Origin of the sequence: Kaistella sp. SH40-3 (assembly GCF_030686865.1) — a bacterium.
Classification (GTDB): Bacteria; Bacteroidota; Bacteroidia; order Flavobacteriales; family Weeksellaceae; genus Kaistella.
This window is the reverse complement of sequence record NZ_JAQYUS010000012.1, coordinates 1-19427: the sequence shown is the minus strand read 5'-3', so window position 1 is coordinate 19427 and position 19427 is coordinate 1. Positions and strand designations below refer to the sequence as shown.

The window sequence follows — 19427 nt, the reverse complement described above, 5'->3', positions numbered from 1 at the left end:
TAATGAAACTATAAACTTTTCATTTTTAAGTTTTGATATTTTTCTTTAAAAGTTTCCTCCTTCAATCTTTTAAAAATATCTTTGCACTCACAAAAAATTCTATAATAATGCTCACCAAAATAATCATCCATAAAGTCGGAAATAAAATTAATCAGGAATCGCTAATCCTTTCTCAAGAGGAATATCAACCCGAAGAAGGAATGAAGGAAATGCTGGAAGATTTTTTCCTGAAAGGTTTTAAGTCCGAAGAACAGTTTCAGTTTTATAGCGATACTTATTTGGTGAATAATCCGATTTTCAGTTCGGCTTCAGAAATTTTTGAAGATCTTTCAAAGTTCATTTATGAATCAGAAAACATTGCCGAACATCTATATAATATAACCGAAAATCCACGCGTGCAAGCAGGTGAACTTTTTGTTTGTTTTTTTGAGGGTGAAGAAATCGCCGGCGAAAAAATCAACTCCATCGGGATTTTTAAAACCGAAAATAAATTGCCCTTTCTGAAAATTTTCCCGGAAGGTGACGCTTTCGATATTGAAAAGGATTACGGAATCGGATTAGCAAAACTCGATAAAGGCTGTATTATTTACAACAGTTTCAAAGAATCGGGATACGCAGTTTCTGTCATCGACAATAATAAAAATGGCGATATGTATTATTGGTTCGAAGATTTTTTGAAAGTAAAACAACGCGACAACGAATATTTTCATACTCAGGAAACTTTGTCAGTTTACAAAGAATTCATCACCAAACAACTTCCACAGGAATTTGAAACCACCAAAGCAGATCAAGCTGAGTTTTTAAATAAATCAATCGAATTTTTCAAAGAGAAAGAACAGTTTGATTTTGATGAATTTACCAAAGAAGTTTTGCAAGATGAGAATGTGATTGAGAGTTTTAGCAACTTTAAATCTGATTATGAGCAGGAGATGCAGGTATCTATTTCAGAGGATTTTGCTATCAATGAATCTGCGGTTAAGAAGCAAAGTCGCGGTTTTAAAAGTATCATTAAACTCGATAAAAATTTCAGCATTTATGTTCATGGTGATCGCAAAATGATTGAGCAGGGAAGTGATGAAAAAGGAAAATATTATCGACTTTATTTTGATGAAGAAAAATAAAATGATCGAATATTTCATTTAACAATGTTTTATCTTTACCAATCATCCCATTAAAAATTAAATAATGCCAGAAGGTCCGTCCATACTTTTTCTTAAAAATAAACTGCAAAGATTCAAAGGGAAAACTGTTTCTGAAGCGTCGGGTTATGTCGAAATGGATAAGTCTGAAATCGTAAACCTTAAATTAATCGACATTGAAACATATGGTAAAAATCTACTTTTTGTTTTCAAAGATTTCTTTGTGAGCGTTCATTTAGGATTGTTCGGCTCGATGTTGGTGAACAAACGTAAAAAGGTAAATGCTAGTTTTGCTTTACATTTCGGAGAAAGTGAAATTAATTTTTATGTTGCAAAGACCAAATTTTACAAAGGAAAACCGAACGATCATTTTAATTTTAAAACCGATGTTTTAAAACCTGAATTCGATGAAGATTTTGTTTTAAATGAATTGCAAACCAATCAAGGTGATAAAATGATTGGCGACGTTTTAATGGATCAAAATATTTTCGCCGGAGTTGGAAATATCATTAGAATAGAATCGCTGTATCACGCAAAAATTCATCCCGACAGTTTGGTAAAATCAATCCCAGAAAAGAAACTTATTTTCTTACTGAAGATGGTTGTTGATTATTCTGAGGAATTTTTAAATTTATTAAAAACCGATAAGGTGAAAGAAACGGCAATGATTTACGGAAAGATGATTTGCCCGAAAGATAAATCGGAATTATTTATAGAAGAACTCGGCAAAATAAAACGCAAAACATATGTTTGCCTAAAATGTCAGAAACTATACAAATAACAAAATCCTGCGTATTGCAGGATTTGTTTGATTTACGATATAGTTCTGATTTGTTTATCCTTTATAGATATTCTCCTCAAAAAGCCCTTCTACAGACCAGTATCTTTCTCCGGTATCGTAATTGAAAGTAAGGATTTTAGATCCTGCTGGGACTTCTGCTAACTTTTTATTAACCGCTGCAAGTGATGCGCCTGTTGAAATTCCGCCCAAAATCCCTTCTTCGCTTGCTAAGCGTTTTGTGAATTCAAATGCTTCGGCTTTTTCTACTTCGATTGTTCCACTCAGAATTCCGGTATTTAAAACCTTTGGAATAAAACCAGCGCCAATTCCCTGCAAAGGATGCGGTCCCGGCGCGCCACCAGAAATGACTGGGGAATCTTTTGGTTCCACTGCGAAACTTTTTAGATTAGGGAATTTCTGTTTTAAAACTTCCGTAACTCCTGTGATGTGGCCACCAGTCCCAACTCCTGTGATGAGGTAATCAAAACCTTCCGGAAAATCATTTAGAATTTCCTGCGCCGTAGTTTTTGCATGAATTTCTGGGTTTGCACTATTTTCAAATTGTTGAGGAACCCAGGAGTTTTCAATCTCATTCGACATTTCCACCGCTTTGGCAACTGCGCCGGAAGTTCCCTTTTCTTTAGGAGTCAAAACGAACGATGCACCATAAGAACTCATCAGTTTTCGTCTTTCAACACTCATGCTTTCTGGCATTACCAAAACCAATTTGTAGCCTTTCACCGCACAAACCATAGCAAGACCAACACCCGTATTTCCAGAGGTTGGTTCAATAATTAAAGTGTCCTTATTTATTTTACCTTCCTGTTCCGCTTTTTCAATCATTGCTAAAGCGATGCGGTCTTTTAAACTTCCACCCGGATTTTGTTTTTCTAATTTCATCCAAACTTCTACATTGTTTGGGAAAAGTTTATTAATCTTTACAGCCGGTGTATTACCGATGGCTTCTAATATATTATTAAGTTTCATATAAAAAATTTTAAATAGTTGTTTTTAATTTGTGTTTAGATAATTGCTGAGTTTTAAATACTGAAAATAATCGGTTCATTACCAGGAAATTTATTCTTCACGGTGACTTGTCCTTTATGAAAAACAACAGAATTTGCTGCCACACTTTCGGTAATCCAAACGTTACCGCCAATCAATGCATTCTCTCCGATAACGGTTTCGCCTCCTAAAATGGTCGCATTTGCGTAAATCACTACGTTATCTTCAATAGTAGGATGTCTCTTCATGTTCTGTAAATTTTTAGAAACAGACAGCGCACCCAAAGTAACACCCTGATATATTTTAACATGATTACCAATAATTGTAGTTTCTCCAATCACAATTCCGGTGCCATGATCAATAAAAAACGGAGTTCCGATTTTAGCGCCGGGATTAATGTCGATTCCTGTTTTGCTGTGTGCGAATTCGGTCCAGATTCTGGGAATGAGCGGAATATTACTTTTGTATAATTCATGAGCAAATCGATAAACCGCAATCGCAAAAAATCCAGGCGACGAAAATAAAACTTCTTCCATACTTTGTGCTGCTGGATCGTTTTCCAGAACTGATTGCGCATCATTTTCCAGCATATTATAAATCTGGGGAAAACTTGCAAAAAAGGTTTCTGTTTTTACACTTTCATTTTCCTCTGTTACTGAAGTAAGTATTTCATTAAATTCATTTTTAAAATTATTGAGGCGTTCTTCGATATTGCTCAAATCCGAACATCTTTGATATTCCAGGAAAAAAATGAAGCGAAAGAACCGATCGATAAAGTCTTCGATTTTCTTTTTATCGATGTCATATTTTCGGTTAGAATAACCTTCGTGAATTCTTTTAGCAAATCCCATTTTGTGTTTTATTTCAACAAATTTAGTACAAAATATAGTTCAATGTGTTGACTTAAGATAATTAATGACTTGTACCATCATCAAAATAGATTCCAATTAATAAATCTGTAATGATTATCGTGGAGTTTGGGAAAACTTTAATAACAATAAAAATTGCTCAAAACTTTAACATTTCGTAAATTTGGGTTTCATTAATATTAAAAAAAGGAACGAAATTAAAGTTTAATAAGATTAGAATAAATCAATAGATATGAAACGCAAGTTTCCATATCACCTTTAAAAATAAATAAATAAATAGATATGAAAGTTACCGTAGTAGGAGCAGGAGCAGTGGGTGCAAGTTGCGCAGAATACATTGCGATGAAAGATTTCGCAGCAGAAGTTGTTTTAGTTGACATTAAAGAAGGTTTCGCCGAAGGTAAAGCGATGGATTTAATGCAAACCGCTTCTTTGAACGGATTCGACACCAAAATTACTGGAACAACCGGAGATTACAGCAAAACTGCTGGGTCAAAAGTTGCCGTAATTACTTCTGGTATTCCAAGAAAACCAGGAATGACGCGTGAAGAATTAATCGGAATCAATGCAGGAATCGTAAAAGAAGTTACTGCAAATTTGGTAAAACATTCGCCAAATGTAATCATCATCGTAGTTTCTAACCCAATGGATACGATGGCTTACTTGGTTCACAAAACTTCAGGTTTACCGAAAAACCAAATCATCGGAATGGGTGGAGCTTTAGATTCTGCACGTTTCAAATACAGATTAGCCGAGGCTTTAGAATGTCCGATTTCTGATGTTGATGGAATGGTAATCGCTGCTCACAGTGATACGGGAATGCTACCTTTGATGACCAAAGCAACTAGAAATGGAGTTCCGGTAACTGAGTTTTTAAGCGAAGAACAACAAAATCACGTTGCCGAAGAAACCAAAGTTGGAGGTGCAACCTTAACTAAATTATTAGGAACTTCTGCTTGGTATGCACCAGGTGCTGCAGTTTCTGTGATGGTTCAGGCAATTCTTTGTGATCACAAAAAAATGATTCCTTGTTCACTAATGTTAGATGGTGAATACGGTCAAAGCGACATCTGCCTTGGAGTTCCTGCAATTATTGGAGCAAACGGTGTAGAGAAAATCGTAGAAATCAGTTTAACTGACGCAGAAAAAGAAAAATTCGCAACCGCTGCACAAGCAGTTCGTGAAGTAAATGGTGATCTTAAATTCTAGATTTCAAACGGAGTCACAAAGTGGCGAAATCAATAGCAAAGGGTGAAGTCCTTTAAAAATAATGGTTTTAATTTTTAATAAATTACCAAAAAAGAGAAACGCATCTTTATAAAGATGCGTTTTTTTTGTTGAGGAATAAGGTATTCTAAATTCTCGCCCGATCATATTGATGTGGGAAATCACATTCTCCTTTTCCATTAAAGGAGCCTTGAATTGCCAAATAAGGATTTCGTAAAATTTCGCGTGCCACTAAAATTAAATCTGCTTCTCCTTTTTCTAAAATCTCTTCAGCAGTCTCAGCAGTTTTAATTAAACCAACTGCGCCAGTTTTCATTCCGGTTTTTTTTCTGATTTCAGCAGCAAGCGGAACTTGGTAACCATCAAACAAAGTAATTTTCGCACCATGAATATTTCCTCCACTCGAAACATCAATTAAATCTACCTTTTTATCTTTTAAAAACTTCGCAAGTTCTACGCTTTCTTCAAGACTCCAGCCATTTTCAGTATATTCAGTCCCAGAGATTCTTACAAATAATGGATGGTTTTCATCGAGCAGATCATTAACAGCATCTACAATTTCTACGAGAAACCGAATTCGGTTTTCGAAACTACCACCATATTCATCGTTTCTCACATTTGATAGAGGCGACATAAATTGGTGGATCAAATAACCATGAGCCGCGTGAATTTCGATCACATCAAATCCAGCTTCTAAGGCCCTTCTCGTTGCATCTTTAAAATCCTGCACCAATTTTTTAATTTCCGGAATGGTTAATTCGTGCGGAACTCTTTCACTTTCATGATAAGGAATTTTGGAAGGTGCAACGGTTTCCCAACCTTCTTCTAAAGAAAGTTGTTTACCATTCCAAGTCGAAGATTTTCTGCCAGCGTGCCCTAACTGAATTCCAATTTTACTCTCAGAATTTTGATGGACAAAATCCACGATTTTTTTGAAACTTTGAGTTTGTTCATCGTTCCACAATCCGGCGCATTTAGGTGTAATTCTACCTTCGGGTACAACTCCGGTCGCTTCTACAATGATTAATCCAGTACCACCTTGCGCTCTGCTTGCGTAATGAACAAAATGAAAATCATTAGCAAGTCCATTTTCGCTGGAATACATACACATTGGCGACATTACCCAACGGTTTTTTAATTCGAGATTTCTAAATGTAATCGGAGAATATAAAATCATAAATAATTGTTTTAAATAAGGAAACAAATTTACGAAAAGGGGAATTGATGTTTAATCTTTACTCATTCATAATATCAATACAACGAAAAGAGGTTTTCAAAATGAAAACCTTTAAGTGAACTTCGCCCATTAGATTATATGATTTAATTTTTAAAGCCTTCAATGTTAGAAGCCAAAAATGAATCAATGATACCGTCTAAATTATGAGCGATATATTCCTCTTCTTCCTGAACACTAAAAGCCAATAAAGTTGCTGCATTATAATAGTTCAATTTAATGGCAAGATGAGCCAAACCACTATAAGATGCAATTTTGTAGTGAGTCAATTTCTGCGAAACCAAAATGAGTGCGATTTCCCAATTATCAATGTCATTTTCAAAAACAGAAAGATGTTTGAGTCCTTCCGAAAGTAAAGCATCGAAGGTTCCGCAGTTTCTGGCTTCGATAACTTCATTTCTTGAAGCGAATATTTTTTCCAGTCGCTCCATGTGTTTTAAATGAATTGTAAAATGAGTTTTAAGAATATCATTTAATTTTGTAGAAATAATATGATCTTTTATCAAAGAAAATTCTTTTGCTATTTGGGTCTCCGCATAATACATTTCCTGCAGTGATTTTATATAAAAATCTTCGAGTACTACTAGCGAATGTAACCGTTCACCTTGAGAGGGAGACTGAAGCGGTTTTTCTATATTTTTCATAAGTCTCATTTATTATTTTTCAGAAAAGTAAATTATATTAATTTACATAAGTAAAACTACAATAATAGCGTTGTTAATTTATGAGTGTTTTCACGGTTTTTATTAACCAAGTAATTATAAATAAGGTTATGGGAATTGAAGTTCAAAATCCTGTATCTTTATATCACTAAAAAATTGAGTGAATTTATGGGAAGTCCTAAAATTAGTAAAAGTGATTTATCCAATATAGCCATCGTAGGCAGTGGACCCACAGCACTTTTCTTACTTAAATATATATTGGAAAATATAGAAGTTTTAAGATCGGAAATTAAAAAAATTACGATTTTTGAAAAAGAAGAAATATTGGGAATGGGAATGCCTTACCACCCGAAAACGACAGATATTTATAATCTGGCTAATATTTCCTCCGAAGAAATCCCCATGTTACAGGAGTCTTTCGGTGATTGGTTGCGCAGGCAAAATTCAGATGCACTGAAAAAATTAAATGTAACCGATTTACCGATTGATGACTCTGAAGTGTATAGCCGCGTTTCTTTAGGCCATTATTTTGAGGAACAGTTTAAACAACTGATATCTTCTTTAGAATCAAAAGGAATTCAGATTTTTCAAAAAGTAAAATGTGAGGTTTTGGATGTATCAAAAGATTCGGAAAAAGAATTGACCATCACCGATTGTCATAATGAGAAACACAATTTTTCGACTGTAGTTATTGCAAACGGGCATGAATGGAAAGGGGAGGACAAACCCGAGTCTGGATATTATGCTTCTCCCTGGCCGATTCATAAATTAATTCCACAAAATAAAGAGGGATATAATTTCCCGGTTGGAACATTGGGAGCGTCTTTAAGTGCTTTCGATGTGGTTACTTCTTTGGCTCATCGACATGGAACTTTTAGCAAGGTTAATGAAAAACTGACTTTTAAATTAAATGAAGCCAATCCAAAATTTAAGTTGGTATTACACTCTTCCGAAGGTTGGTTGCCGCATCTTCAGTACGAACAGAAGGAACCTATCCGAGAAATTTTTCGCCATTTTACCAGAAATCAATTGTTAGATTTAATTGATGAAAATGGGTTTTTAAGAATCGAAGATTATTTTGATCATTTATGCAGACCTGCTCTGATTGAGGCTTTTCGGAAAGACCGGTTGACGCACGTTGTTGATCAGTTACAAGATTCAACTTTCAGTTTTAAAGATCTGGTCGCCTTAATGTCTGAAAAACATGATTATGTAGATTCTTTTGAAGGAATGAAGAAAGAAATGGTCACCGCTAGAAATTCCATTAATCATAAAATTCCAATTTACTGGATGGAAACTTTGGATGATTTAATGTACAGTTTAAATTATCACGCAGAACTTCTGCCAGCCGAAGATCATCTCTTTTTTCACAAAGAAATTATGTCCTTTTTGATGAATGTTATTGCGGCTTTACCGTTGCAATCAGCAGATATTCTTTTAGCCTTGTACGATGCGAATTGTATTGAATTAAAAGCAGGTTATGTCAATTTTCCAGAAGATGCATTTCAAGAAAATAAAACAAAAATCGTAGTAGAATCAGCAGATGGTAATAAAGAAGAAGTTGAATATCAGTTATTTGTAAACTGTGGTGGCGGGAAAAAATTAGAACTGGAGGATTTTCCTTTTCAAACTTTGGTAAAACAGGGAGTTGTTCGTCCTGCAACTGCACCATTTGCCGAACAGAATTTTGGTAAAGAACAGTTGAGAAAATCAGAAGATCATATCGTAAAAACCGATAGCGGTCTGGAAATGAAATTGTCCGGAATTCAAATTGATTCGAGTTATCGGACTATTAATAAAGATAATTCCACCAACAGTTTTTTATATGACATCAATTTCACGCATACCAATGGATTACGACCATATTCCTACGGACTTCAAGCCTGCAGTGCAACGAGTTTAATTTTGGTTGAATCTTGGCTGGCAGAAATCAAGGAGGATAAAAATGTAAGTGAAGAAATAGAAACCATCACCGAACTGTACGAAGATATCGACGGATTATAAATAAATAAAGGCCCCAGTTTAGGAGCCTTTATTATTGATTTCAAAATCATATTAAGCCGGCACAACCGGATTAACTTCTCTTTCCCAGAAACGGTGTTGCTCAATATCTTTTACGAAATCCTGCAAATTCCCTTTTGTAGAAACTCCTTTCGTTTGAAGTTTAATTTCGGGAATCGCTTTCTTCAAGAAATCAACTGCATCTTTATCTGACCCAATTGGTTTACAATGTTTAAAGGCTTCTGCCACGAAATGAAGAGCATCTGTATTTGCAGAAAGTATTTTTAAACTCTCACCGCCCGGAACATAAACCGCATCGAAAACGACAGAGGCAGCAGTGAGCAAACTCTCATCAATTGGATATTGGTCACCGGATTTCGTTGTGACGAATCCATGACGAGGTGCAATAACTGCGACCATTGCTCCCATATCACACAACTCTTTTTTAAATTTTGTGAAAGCCTCATCGTTTACGCCGTCTGCTGTCAGGATCGCAATTCTTCTTGCTTTAATGTCCGTTGGTAATTTATTTGCCATACTTAAAGAAGGCGCATCCTTAATCGGAAGTTTTTCTTTAAAAGAATGATAATGTTTCAAATCACCATCGGCAGGAATACTTCCTGTAATTGGCTGTGGTAATTTCGCTGGGACCAGTCCTAATTTTTCACCTACGATTTTCGCTAATTCCTCATCAACTTCCAAAAGCATATTCACCATTCTCTGCCGGATCGGAACAATTTTCACCTTTCCTAATTCAAAGGCAAACGCATCCTGGATATGTCGTTTCTCGTCTGCAGACATGCTTTTGTAAAACAACTCCGGCTGACTGAAATGATCGAAGAAACTTTTGCTTCTTCTTCTAATTTTGTTAGAATCAATTCTTTCTTCAAAAGAAGTAAATCCACCTTCCGACATCATCGCCTGAAACGGACAACCACCACCAATTGAGTTTGGATTGTAATGTGCTTTTCCTTTATTGATCTGCATTCTGTGCATTCCGTCGCGCTGATTATTCGTCACTTCCGGAATTGATTTGTTAATTGGGATTTCATGGAAGTTTGGCCCGCCCAATCGCGAAATCTGCGTATCGGTGTACGAAAATAATCTTCCCTGTAATAATGGATCGTTGGTAAAGTCAATTCCCGGAACCAAATGTCCTGGGTGGAAAGCAACCTGTTCTGTTTCTGCAAAGAAATTATCTGGATTTCTATTCAAAGTCATTTTTCCAATGATTTCCACAGGGACCATTTCTTCCGGAATCAATTTCGTTGGATCCAGTAAATCAAACGGATATTTATGTTCATCTTCTTGCGGAACAATCTGAACACCCAATTCCCATTCCGGATAATGGCCTTCATCAATTGCTTCCCACAAATCGCGACGGTGGAAGTCGGTATCTTTTCCTGCAATTCTTTGTGCTTCGTCCCAGGCTAAACCTAAAACGCCTTGTTTTGGTTTCCAGTGAAACTTCACAAAATGTGATTTTCCTGCCTCATTAATAAATCGGAAGGTGTGAATTCCGAAACCTTCCATCATTCTTAAACTTCTGGGAATCGCGCGGTCACTCATCAACCACATGATATTGTGCATTGCTTCCGGCATGAGCGAAATAAAATCCCAAAACGTATCGTGTGCAGAAGCGGCTTGTGGAATTTCGTTGTGAGGTTCAGGTTTTACGGCATGAACCAAATCCGGAAATTTCGTGGCATCCTGAATAAAAAAGACCGGCATATTATTTCCAACCAAATCGTAGTTTCCTTCCTGCGTATAAAATTTCACTGCAAATCCACGAACATCTCTGGGAACATCCGTTGAACCTCTAAATCCTGCAACAGTTGAAAATCTTACAAAGACCGGAGTTTTAATTGAAGTATCATTTAAAAATTTTGCTTTCGTATATTTTCCCATCGGTTTGTAAAGTTCGAAAACTCCGTGGGCACCAGAACCTCTTGCATGTACAATTCTTTCTGGAATTCGTTCATGATCGAAATGTGTAATTTTTTCTCTTAGTATAAAATCCTCTAATAAAGTGGCGCCGCGTTCGCCTGCTTTCAAAGAGTTTTGGTCGTCGTTTATTTTTAAACCTTGATCAGTCGTCAGGAATTCTCCCTGATTATCGGTCGTGAATTTTCCTAACTGTTCTTGTTTTGGATTGGCTCCGTTTTCAAACGGTTCGCTTTCATTTATTTTCATAGTAATTTTCTTTGGGTATAATTATTAATTTTAAACAGCGTTTAAATCTTTAGACTGAAGTTTTCCATCCACGGCTTGCGAGTTCAAGTTGGTATCGGCAATTGTGCTGAGTAGACAATCGGATTTTTTTTCTTCGCCTAAAGTTTTCAATAATAAATCAAGCGCAGTTCTTTCATTTAATGTTTTAGCGAAAGCCGCCAAAGTTCCGTAAGTCGCAATTTCATAATGTTCCACTTTCTGTGCGCTGGCGATAATTCCGGCATCACGAACTGGACCTTCTGCAGTTTCTTCCATAATTTCTTCTCCTTCTTTAATGATTCCATCCATCGCCAGACATTTTTTACCTTCTGCTTTTAGGCCCATCGATTTGAAAACGGCTTCCAGTCTTACCACATGTTCTTTGGTCTGAGCCAAATGATCTTTGATTGCAGTTTTTAATTTTTGATTGGTGGCTTGATCAAACATTTTCGGTAACGTTTTAACCAGGGCATTTTCTGCCCAATAAATGTCTTTTAAACAGTCAATAAAAAATTCCTTTAAGTTTTTTGCAACCGATTTTTTTTCGGCCTTTGGTGCTTTGCTTTTCTTAGTTTCCATTTTTTCTATTTTTAATGTTAATTTGGTTTAATAACTTTATTTTGAAATATCCTTTAATAATATTCATCTTATTTTCTGTTTAAAAGAAAAAAATAAATACTATAAAATATTGATAATGATGGTGTTGATTGGAGTTTTATAACAAACAACTTTTAAACCAAAATTTTTTATTTTAATAATTTTTAAAGAAATAATGAATCCTGTTTAATTAAAAAGAAGTAGTCTTAAAGTTTTTTAAAAGAAACAATTTTCCACGGTGTATACATTATAGAAGCAGTTTGAAAAAAAACCATTATCTTTACTATCCTATTTTTATCAATGGAAAAACAACATACAATTAATTTCGAAGCCATCGAAAGTTACGACCACCTCGATGCAATGGAGAAGACGCTTTTCGATAAAGCAATGGCAATTCGCGATTTAGCGTACGCACCTTATTCTAACTTTACCGTTGGCTGTGCAATTCTGCTTGAGAACGGCGAAATTATAACAGGAAGCAATCAGGAAAATGCGGCTTATCCTTCCGGTTTATGTGCCGAAAGAACGACGATTTTTTATACGGGAGCCAATTTTCCAGATGTGAAAATCAAAAAACTTTTTGTGATTGGTGCGCCCAGAAATGCAACTGCGTCTGTGCCGATTCCACCATGTGGCGCTTGCCGACAATCTATTTTGGAATATGAGGCAAAACAGAAAGACGAAATAGAAATCTATTTTGCGTCCCTTGGTGGTGAGATTTTTAAAACAAGATCAATCCGAGAATTATTGCCCTTTTCGTTTGATGCTTCTTACCTTTAATTAAAATACATGAGTGGTTTTATCTTTATTAAAGAAGATGTTTCCATAAGATAATTTTTTAAACACCATGAGAATTGCCGCTATCGATATCGGAAGTAATGCAGCACGCCTGTTGATTAATGAAGTAACGGAACCTAAAAAAGGGAAACCGCAATTCACCAAACTCAACCTGCTCCGTATTCCGCTTCGTTTGGGAATGGATGTTTTTACGAAAGGAGAAATCGGTCCTGAGAGAGAACAGATGGTCATTGACTCAATGAACGTTTTCAGTAATTTGATGAAGATTTATAAAGTGGAGCATTTTCGTGCATGTGCAACCAGTGCGATGCGCGATGCGAAAAACGGAAAAGAAATCATCAAGCAAGTCAAAAATACTTCCGGAATTGATATCGAAATTATTACGGGTGATGAAGAAGCCGCTTTGGTTTTTGAAAATCACGTGGCTGATGCGCTCGATAAAAACTCGGCTTATCTTTATATAGATGTTGGCGGTGGTTCCACAGAATTAATGTTCTACGAAAATGGAAAAATGCAGTATGAAAAATCCATTAATATCGGAACGATCCGTTTGCTCGATGGGTTGGTTAAGGAAGATCTGTGGAAGGAACTGAAAGAAGATATCCGCAAAAATATCAACAGCAAAAAACCGATTGTTGCTATTGGTTCCGGCGGAAATATCAACAAGATTTTTTCGATGAGTAAAACGAAAGACGGCAAACCAATGTCGAGTGCTTATCTTAAAAAGTATTATAAAGAAATGTGCAGCCTTACGGTAGCCGAACGAATGAGCAAGTTTAATCTTCGGGAAGACCGTGCTGATGTTTTGGTTCCGGCGTTACAGATTTTCAATAATGTGATGAGTTGGAGCGATATTGATAAAATATTCGTCCCAAAAATTTCAGTTGCTGATGGTTTGATTCATAGCATTTATGAGGGTTTGCAGAAGAAGTAGAATAATTTACTTTATGGTTTAGATTCTTTTATTTCTTTCCCAATTCAATCACTTCCAGATTCTCAATCTGGTCACCATTAATTTCAAAACGCATCATCGTACGCATTTGATGCCAACCGACTTTTCCCATTGCGCCTGGATTGAGGTGAAGTAAATTGTTTTTCTGATCATACATCGCTTTTAAAATGTGAGAATGTCCGGAAATAAAAAGTTTTGGTTTCTTTTCTTCGATTTCTTTTTTGGCTAAAGGCGTATATTTTCCTGGATAACCGCCGATGTGAATCATTAGAACTTCTACCTCTTCACATTTGAATCGCAAAACTTCCGGGAATATTTTTCTGATTTCTGTGCCGTCGATGTTTCCATAAACTCCGCGTAAAGGTTTTATTTTTTCTAATTTCTCAATGACTTCCAGATTTCCAAAATCACCACAATGCCAAATTTCATCTGCGTTTTTTACGTAGTCTAAAATTCGGTCGTCAATATAAGAATGGGAGTCGGAGAGGAGGAGTATTTTCATGAGGTAAATTTCTTACTTTTTTTTGAAACACGCAGGCGCTATCAACTTATCTCAGATATTGTTTTACGGAATTTAAAATGGTGAATGAAAAACTGCTTGGTATTCTAGCCCCGATTGCAGTGTAAATCCTTTTTTGTCTCGTTTCAAGACGAGGCAAAAAAGATTGGAACGGAAAGCGGGACTGAACTTGTTAAGAATCGAACATTTGTTGCTCCTAAAAATTCTGTAAATTTGCAGCCGATGAGGTATTGTATAGAGTTTTCGTATTCGGGTAAAAATTATTTTGGCTATCAGATTCAGCCTGATCAAATTTCTGTGCAGGAAGTTTTGGAAAATGCTTTGTCTACGATTTTACGGGATAAAATTAAAACGACGGGAGCGGGGAGAACCGATACCGGCGTGCATGCGAAGAAAATATTCGCGCATTTTGACACCGAAAAAAATATTGGTGATAATTTGACCTATCAATTGAATAGTTTTTTGCCACAGGATATTGCAATAAAAAGAATTTTTCCTGTTAAAGAAGACTTTCATGCTCGATTTGATGCGACTTTTCGGACTTATGAATATTATATTAATTTAGAGAAAAATCCATTCACGCAAGATGCGGCCTGGCAAATCTGGAAAAGGGATTTGGATGTTGATAGGATGAATGAAGCCTGCAAAATCCTTTTTGAATATGAAGATTTTACCAGTTTCTCGAAATTGCACACCGACAATAAAACCAATAACTGCAAAATCTATAAAGCGTTTTGGGAGCAGAATGGTGCGGACTTAAAATTTACTATTTCTGCAGATCGGTTTTTAAGAAACATGGTTAGGGCGATCGTCGGAACAATGGTTGAAATTGGAAACGGAAAAATTGAACCGGAAGATTTGAGAAAAATCATTGAAGACAAAAATCGAAATTCTGCGGGAACTTCTGCACCGCCGCAAGGTTTGTTTTTAGTTGATGTAGGTTATCATTTTTAATCATCAATCGGAACAATTTCAAAACTCAATCTTTACCATCCTTTCATCGCTGCAAAATTCCGTATTTTTGCACCGGATTTTTAAATACAATATGAAGAAACAATCGACTTGGGATATAATTAAACGACTATTTGTAATCGGAATGAAATTTCGGTCGTGGTTTATTGTTACTTTAATTATTTCCATCGTGCTGTCGATTATTTCTACCTATCGACCGTACTTAACGATGCAGATTGTAGATACCGACATTATTCAACTTCGGGATAAAGGGTTGATGATGAAGCATATTTATATTTTGGTCGCCCTGGTTTTTGGTGAAACTATTTTGAATTTCTTTTTGGTTTATTTTTCCAATTTTATTTCTCAAAATGTAATTCGTGATATTCGGGAAAGACTGTATCATAAACTTATTTATTTCCGAACTTCTTTCTTTGATAAAACAGCGATCGGACAATTGGTAACTCGTGCAGTTGGTGATGTGGAAACGATTGCCACGGTTTATACGGATGGTTTCCTGATGGTATTCGGCGATATTCTTCGCATCGTTTTCGTTTTGTTTATGATGTTTCAGGTTGATGTTCACCTGAGTTATATCTCTTTGGTGATTCTTCCTTTAATGGTTGTGATTACGCGATTTTTCCAGAAAAGATTAAAGAAAGCCTTTGGTGATGAACGAACCTGGACTTCTAACCAGAACTCATTTGTGCAGGAACGACTTTCCGGAATGTCTTTGATACAAGTATTTAATAGACAGGATGCGGAATTTAAAAAGTTCGATGATATTAACATTACCTTAAAAAATGCGTTGTTAAAAACGGTTTTTATCTTCTCTTTATTTTTTCCTGTTGTTGAATTAATTTCTTCCTTATTTATAGGATTCATTCTTTTCTATGGAGGTTTTATTGCAATTACGGCTGGTAAAGTGATTGCATTTATTCAGTTTATATCGATGTTGATTCGTCCGCTTCGGCAGATTGCGGATCGTTTTAATAATATTCAGAGAGGAATCGTGGGCGCAGAAAGAGTTCTTGGTGTAATGGATGAAGATTTCGCGATGCCAAATCATGGAACGGTTGCAAAATCTCATTTTGATGGGAAAATAGAATTTAAAAATGTTCATTTTTCTTATGACGAAAAGCAGGAGGTTTTAAAAGGAATCAGTTTCAAAGTAAATCCTGGAGAAACGGTTGCAATTGTTGGTGCAACTGGAGCGGGAAAATCTACGATTATCAGTTTAATCACAAGATTATACGATATTAATTCTGGTAAAATTTTATTGGATGATGTTGATTTAAAGGATTACGAATTGTATAATTTAAGAAGTCATATTGGTGTAGTTCTTCAAGACGTGTTTTTATTCCACGGAAGTATTTTCGAGAATCTCGCTTTCGGTGATGAAACGGTAACTTTAGAAAAGATAAAAAGTGTTGCGAAAGATATTGAAGTTGATGAATTTATCGAAAGTCTGCCGGGCGGTTACGATTATGTTGTTCGGGAAAGAGGTTCTTCAATTTCGTTAGGTCAAAGACAATTACTGTCATTTTTGCGTGCTTATCTTTCTGATCCGAAAATTTTAATTCTTGATGAAGCGACTTCTTCTATCGATCACGAAAGTGAAAAACTAATCCAACGCGCCACCGAAAAAATTACGAAGAACAGAACTTCAATAATTATTGCGCACCGACTTTCTACCATTGTAAATGCAGATAAGATCATCGTAATGGAACACGGAAAAATTGTGGAAGAAGGAAAACACGATGAACTTCTGGCAAAAGGTGGATATTATTCTACTTTATATCGCTCGCAGTTGAAAGCGGAAGTGATTGAATAATCACTAATCATAAAAATTCAATATCGGAAGATTGCACAAAAAAGAGTCCGTTCAAATTATTGAACGGACTCTTGTATATATGGTGTGAAATTAATTTATTTCGCAACCACTGTTCGAACATTTACAAATTCTTTTAAGGCAACCATCGAAAGTTCGGTTCCATAACCCGAAGATTTTGCACCACCAAACGGTAATCTCGGATCAGAACTCGTTCCTTTATTAATGCTGATCGTTCCCGATTCCAGATTGTCGATATAGAATTGTTGTCTTTTTTTATCTTTTGTCCAAACCGAATCAGATAATCCAAACGGAATTTCATTTGACAGTTTAACTGCATGTTCATCATCTTTAGCAATCATGACCATTCCGAGTGGACCGAAAAGTTCCTCTTTCAAAATTGGATTTCCCGATTTTACTTTAATTAAGCCTGGAACAAATTCATTTGCCGAAATTCTTACGAGTGGCAAAATAATTTCTGCACCATTTTTTAAGGCCATATTATATTGCTTTTCCAAATCATCTGCCAAGTCGGGGCGAGCCATTCCCGCCATATTGGTCTTCTTTTTCATAGGATCGCCGGCTACGAATTTCTGGTATTCTTTAACAAAGATTGGAAGGAATTTCTTTTCCGTATTTTTCTGAATAATGAATCGCTTTGCTGCATTACACGCTTGACCGCAATTGAGCAGTCGGGATTTTGCACCGGAAATTGCCGCTTCTTCTAAATCGGCGTCATCTAAGACGATGAACGCATCACTTCCGCCTAATTCCAAGAGTGATTTTTTAATGTTTTTTCCCGCAATTGAAGCGACTTCGCCACCGGCTTTTTCACTTCCGGTTAAACTTACTCCTCTAACAATGGGATTTTCTAAAACGGTTTTCACTTCGGCATGTCCGATTTCTAGATTCTGAAAAACACCTTTCGGGAAACCTGCTTCCAGAAAAATCTTTTCAATCGCATTTCCACTTCCAAAACAAATTGAAGCATGTTTCAATACAACCGTATTTCCGGCCAGGATTGCCGGAACCGCAAAACGAATTGCCTGCCAAAATGGAAAATTCCAAGGCATTACTCCCAAGATAACTCCTTTCGGAACATAATGAATTTCCGAAACGCTGAATTCGGTTTTAATTTTTTCTGGTTTCAGAATATTTTCTGCTTCTGCATAGTATCGAACCATCAATGCACATTTCTTAATTTCGGCAATTGATTGAGTGATGGGCTTGTTCATTTCTTTAGTAATGATTTTCCCAAACTTCTCTGCATTCTCATCCAGACCTTTTGCTAATTTTTTGAGTAACTTTTGCTTCTCTTTAAAAGGGACACTTTTCCAGGTGTCAAATGTTTTTTGAGAAATTTTTAATTTATTGTCGATGTTCATTATTTGAATAATTTAAGTGTTTGCAATTCTATAGATATAAGGAATGAGGAATTGCAATTAAGGTGAATGTTTTAATTAGAGGTAACAAATTTAAGAAAACAAGACAAACTAAAGAATTGATGCGGGCAATGATTATCATTTAAAATGAAAAATAGGTTAAAAGCCATGTCGTTAGAAATCAATTCTGATAAATGTCTTCATTAAATAAGAGAGAAACTTTTGAATATCACATAATTTTAATTATTTTTGAAGAATAAAATTATAAAAATGAATTTACCAGGCGAATTAAAGTACACCAAAGACCACGAGTGGGTTAAAATTGAAGGAAACACGGCAACCATCGGCATTACTGATTTTGCTCAAGGCGAATTGGGAGATATCGTATTTGTAGATGTTGATTCTGTAGATGACGAACTTTCTGCCGGAGATGTTTTCGGAAGTGTAGAAGCAGTGAAAACAGTTTCTGATTTATTCTTGCCAGTTAATGGAACCGTATCAGCATTTAATACTGACTTAGAAGATCAACCGGAACTTTTAAATACCGATCCTTACGGGAAAGGTTGGATTATTAAAGTTGAAATTACAGAAGGTGCAGATCAGTCAGAACTCCTTTCAGCAGAAGAATACCAAGCATCACTTGGATAAAGTTTCAAAAATATTTAGTAAGATTTTGCCCATTTACTGGGCATTTCTTACTTTTATGCTCCTCAAGCCGGGTGTAGAAAACCTGGAGTATCCCTTTATGTTCGAGGGGATCGACAAGGTTTTACACCTAAGTATCTTCACATTTTTGGGGTTCACCTTTATGGCAGCATTTCCCAAAATCAAGTTTTTCTACTTTATACAGATTATGATGCTTTACGGTATGCTCACCGAAATCCTGCAGGATGAAATGCATTGGGGCCGTTCGTTAGAGTTTCTCGATTTAATCGCAGATATGGTCGGAGTTCTCATAGGTTACTTTATTTTCAAAAAATTTGAACGTACTATTATATAGTGCGTTTTTTTATTTCCTTGGGCGGTTCCCTCTCCTGGCTTACAAAATGTCTGCATAATTTTCCCACACCTTGGGTCGGGCTATCCGTTTCAATTCCTCGCGCCTTGGCTAAATCCTGCGCTTGCTGTGGGATTTCCACTTCTATCCCTACCGCAAATCGTGCTCTTTACATAAAGTGGATAACTTTGTAGTTTGTAGTATTCTGTTAACCATGTCGTTATAAACATATTTACTCCGATATGAATAAAACTTCACAAAAGAGTTGCG

General features: G+C 35.9%; 18 protein-coding genes. 10 read left to right on the top strand and 8 right to left on the bottom strand.

What is annotated here, in order from left to right:
- Positions 1 to 107: 107 nt before the first annotated feature.
- Together PUH65_RS14365 and PUH65_RS14360 are read left to right on the top strand one after the other, a co-directional pair.
- Positions 108 to 1121, top strand: coding sequence for a nucleoid-associated protein (locus PUH65_RS14365; RefSeq protein WP_305520802.1), 1014 nt, complete (start codon positions 108 to 110; stop codon positions 1119 to 1121).
- A 64-nt stretch (positions 1122 to 1185) separates the two neighbouring features.
- Positions 1186 to 1920, top strand: a complete 735-nt coding sequence (locus PUH65_RS14360) for a DNA-formamidopyrimidine glycosylase family protein (protein ID WP_305520801.1) — start codon at positions 1186 to 1188, stop codon at positions 1918 to 1920.
- Between the two features lie 54 nt (positions 1921 to 1974).
- On the opposite strand, the gene cysK is transcribed toward PUH65_RS14360, so the two are convergent.
- Together cysK and epsC are read right to left on the bottom strand one after the other, a co-directional pair.
- Positions 1975 to 2907, bottom strand: coding sequence for a cysteine synthase A (gene cysK, locus PUH65_RS14355; protein ID WP_305520800.1), 933 nt, complete (start codon positions 2905 to 2907; stop codon positions 1975 to 1977).
- Between the two features lie 53 nt (positions 2908 to 2960).
- On the bottom strand, positions 2961 to 3776 hold the full coding sequence (gene epsC / locus PUH65_RS14350; RefSeq protein ID WP_305520799.1) for a serine O-acetyltransferase EpsC: 816 nt from the start codon (positions 3774 to 3776) through the stop codon (positions 2961 to 2963).
- A 300-nt stretch (positions 3777 to 4076) separates the two neighbouring features.
- Between epsC and PUH65_RS14345 the strand changes: the two genes are divergently transcribed.
- Complete coding sequence (locus PUH65_RS14345; protein WP_305520798.1) at positions 4077 to 5003, top strand: malate dehydrogenase; 927 nt, start codon at positions 4077 to 4079, stop codon at positions 5001 to 5003.
- A gap of 145 nt (positions 5004 to 5148) precedes the next feature.
- Here the strand turns inward: PUH65_RS14345 and namA are convergent, their stop codons facing one another.
- Together namA and PUH65_RS14335 are read right to left on the bottom strand one after the other, a co-directional pair.
- Positions 5149 to 6195, bottom strand: a complete 1047-nt coding sequence (gene namA / locus PUH65_RS14340) for an NADPH dehydrogenase NamA (RefSeq protein WP_305520818.1) — start codon at positions 6193 to 6195, stop codon at positions 5149 to 5151.
- A gap of 146 nt (positions 6196 to 6341) precedes the next feature.
- Positions 6342 to 6899, bottom strand: coding sequence for a ferritin-like domain-containing protein (locus tag PUH65_RS14335; protein ID WP_305520797.1), 558 nt, complete (start codon positions 6897 to 6899; stop codon positions 6342 to 6344).
- Between the two features lie 186 nt (positions 6900 to 7085).
- Between PUH65_RS14335 and PUH65_RS14330 the strand changes: the two genes are divergently transcribed.
- Positions 7086 to 8921: an FAD/NAD(P)-binding protein gene (locus tag PUH65_RS14330; RefSeq protein ID WP_305520796.1), complete on the top strand. Its 1836-nt coding sequence runs from the start codon at positions 7086 to 7088 to the stop codon at positions 8919 to 8921.
- 51 nt (positions 8922 to 8972) lie between these two features.
- Here PUH65_RS14330 and PUH65_RS14325 read toward each other — a convergent pair whose 3' ends face one another.
- Entirely contained in the window at positions 8973 to 11111 is a 2139-nt protein-coding gene (locus tag PUH65_RS14325) for a catalase (protein WP_305520795.1), read from the bottom strand.
- A gap of 30 nt (positions 11112 to 11141) precedes the next feature.
- Positions 11142 to 11708 (bottom strand): ferritin-like domain-containing protein, encoded by a 567-nt coding sequence (locus PUH65_RS14320; protein ID WP_305520794.1) that lies wholly within the window; start codon positions 11706 to 11708, stop codon positions 11142 to 11144.
- Between the two features lie 318 nt (positions 11709 to 12026).
- Here PUH65_RS14320 and cdd point away from each other — a divergent pair, with 318 nt between their 5' ends.
- Positions 12027 to 12506, top strand: a complete 480-nt coding sequence (gene cdd / locus PUH65_RS14315) for a cytidine deaminase (protein ID WP_305520793.1) — start codon at positions 12027 to 12029, stop codon at positions 12504 to 12506.
- Between the two features lie 67 nt (positions 12507 to 12573).
- A complete protein-coding gene (locus tag PUH65_RS14310; protein ID WP_305520792.1) occupies positions 12574 to 13458 on the top strand; it encodes an exopolyphosphatase in 885 nt (294 codons plus the stop codon).
- Between the two features lie 28 nt (positions 13459 to 13486).
- Here PUH65_RS14310 and PUH65_RS14305 read toward each other — a convergent pair whose 3' ends face one another.
- Positions 13487 to 13978 carry a metallophosphoesterase gene (locus PUH65_RS14305; RefSeq protein WP_305520791.1) on the bottom strand — a complete coding sequence of 164 codons (492 nt, stop codon included), beginning with the start codon at positions 13976 to 13978 and terminating at the stop codon, positions 13487 to 13489.
- 240 nt (positions 13979 to 14218) lie between these two features.
- On the opposite strand from PUH65_RS14305, the gene truA reads away from it, so the two are divergent.
- Together truA and PUH65_RS14295 are read left to right on the top strand one after the other, a co-directional pair.
- Positions 14219 to 14950, top strand: coding sequence for a tRNA pseudouridine(38-40) synthase TruA (gene truA / locus PUH65_RS14300; RefSeq protein ID WP_305520790.1), 732 nt, complete (start codon positions 14219 to 14221; stop codon positions 14948 to 14950).
- A gap of 91 nt (positions 14951 to 15041) precedes the next feature.
- Positions 15042 to 16781 carry an ABC transporter ATP-binding protein gene (locus tag PUH65_RS14295; RefSeq protein ID WP_305520789.1) on the top strand — a complete coding sequence of 580 codons (1740 nt, stop codon included), beginning with the start codon at positions 15042 to 15044 and terminating at the stop codon, positions 16779 to 16781.
- Between the two features lie 95 nt (positions 16782 to 16876).
- Here the strand turns inward: PUH65_RS14295 and PUH65_RS14290 are convergent, their stop codons facing one another.
- Positions 16877 to 18163 carry an aldehyde dehydrogenase family protein gene (locus tag PUH65_RS14290; protein ID WP_305520788.1) on the bottom strand — a complete coding sequence of 429 codons (1287 nt, stop codon included), beginning with the start codon at positions 18161 to 18163 and terminating at the stop codon, positions 16877 to 16879.
- Between the two features lie 267 nt (positions 18164 to 18430).
- Between PUH65_RS14290 and gcvH the strand changes: the two genes are divergently transcribed.
- Positions 18431 to 18808 carry a glycine cleavage system protein GcvH gene (gene gcvH, locus PUH65_RS14285; protein WP_305520787.1) on the top strand — a complete coding sequence of 126 codons (378 nt, stop codon included), beginning with the start codon at positions 18431 to 18433 and terminating at the stop codon, positions 18806 to 18808.
- Positions 18753 to 19160, top strand: a complete 408-nt coding sequence (locus PUH65_RS14280) for a VanZ family protein (RefSeq protein ID WP_305520786.1) — start codon at positions 18753 to 18755, stop codon at positions 19158 to 19160. The genes gcvH and PUH65_RS14280 overlap by 56 nt, the downstream gene beginning before the upstream one ends.
- Positions 19161 to 19427 lie beyond the last annotated feature (267 nt).

Excerpts from the sequence above, each read along its gene's own strand:
- PUH65_RS14365 (WP_305520802.1), top strand. The coding sequence starts at position 108 with ATGCTCACCAAAATAATCATCCATAAAGTCGGAAATAAAATTAATCAG.
- PUH65_RS14360 (WP_305520801.1), top strand. The coding sequence starts at position 1,186 with ATGCCAGAAGGTCCGTCCATACTTTTTCTTAAAAATAAACTGCAAAGA.
- cysK (WP_305520800.1), bottom strand. The coding sequence starts at position 2,907 with ATGAAACTTAATAATATATTAGAAGCCATCGGTAATACACCGGCTGTA.
- epsC (WP_305520799.1), bottom strand. The coding sequence starts at position 3,776 with ATGGGATTTGCTAAAAGAATTCACGAAGGTTATTCTAACCGAAAATAT.
- PUH65_RS14345 (WP_305520798.1), top strand. The coding sequence starts at position 4,077 with ATGAAAGTTACCGTAGTAGGAGCAGGAGCAGTGGGTGCAAGTTGCGCA.
- PUH65_RS14335 (WP_305520797.1), bottom strand. The coding sequence starts at position 6,899 with ATGAAAAATATAGAAAAACCGCTTCAGTCTCCCTCTCAAGGTGAACGG.
- PUH65_RS14330 (WP_305520796.1), top strand. The coding sequence starts at position 7,086 with ATGGGAAGTCCTAAAATTAGTAAAAGTGATTTATCCAATATAGCCATC.
- PUH65_RS14325 (WP_305520795.1), bottom strand. The coding sequence starts at position 11,111 with ATGAAAATAAATGAAAGCGAACCGTTTGAAAACGGAGCCAATCCAAAA.
- PUH65_RS14320 (WP_305520794.1), bottom strand. The coding sequence starts at position 11,708 with ATGGAAACTAAGAAAAGCAAAGCACCAAAGGCCGAAAAAAAATCGGTT.
- cdd (WP_305520793.1), top strand. The coding sequence starts at position 12,027 with ATGGAAAAACAACATACAATTAATTTCGAAGCCATCGAAAGTTACGAC.
- PUH65_RS14310 (WP_305520792.1), top strand. The coding sequence starts at position 12,574 with ATGAGAATTGCCGCTATCGATATCGGAAGTAATGCAGCACGCCTGTTG.
- PUH65_RS14305 (WP_305520791.1), bottom strand. The coding sequence starts at position 13,978 with ATGAAAATACTCCTCCTCTCCGACTCCCATTCTTATATTGACGACCGA.
- truA (WP_305520790.1), top strand. The coding sequence starts at position 14,219 with ATGAGGTATTGTATAGAGTTTTCGTATTCGGGTAAAAATTATTTTGGC.
- PUH65_RS14295 (WP_305520789.1), top strand. The coding sequence starts at position 15,042 with ATGAAGAAACAATCGACTTGGGATATAATTAAACGACTATTTGTAATC.
- PUH65_RS14290 (WP_305520788.1), bottom strand. The coding sequence starts at position 18,163 with ATGAACATCGACAATAAATTAAAAATTTCTCAAAAAACATTTGACACC.
- gcvH (WP_305520787.1), top strand. The coding sequence starts at position 18,431 with ATGAATTTACCAGGCGAATTAAAGTACACCAAAGACCACGAGTGGGTT.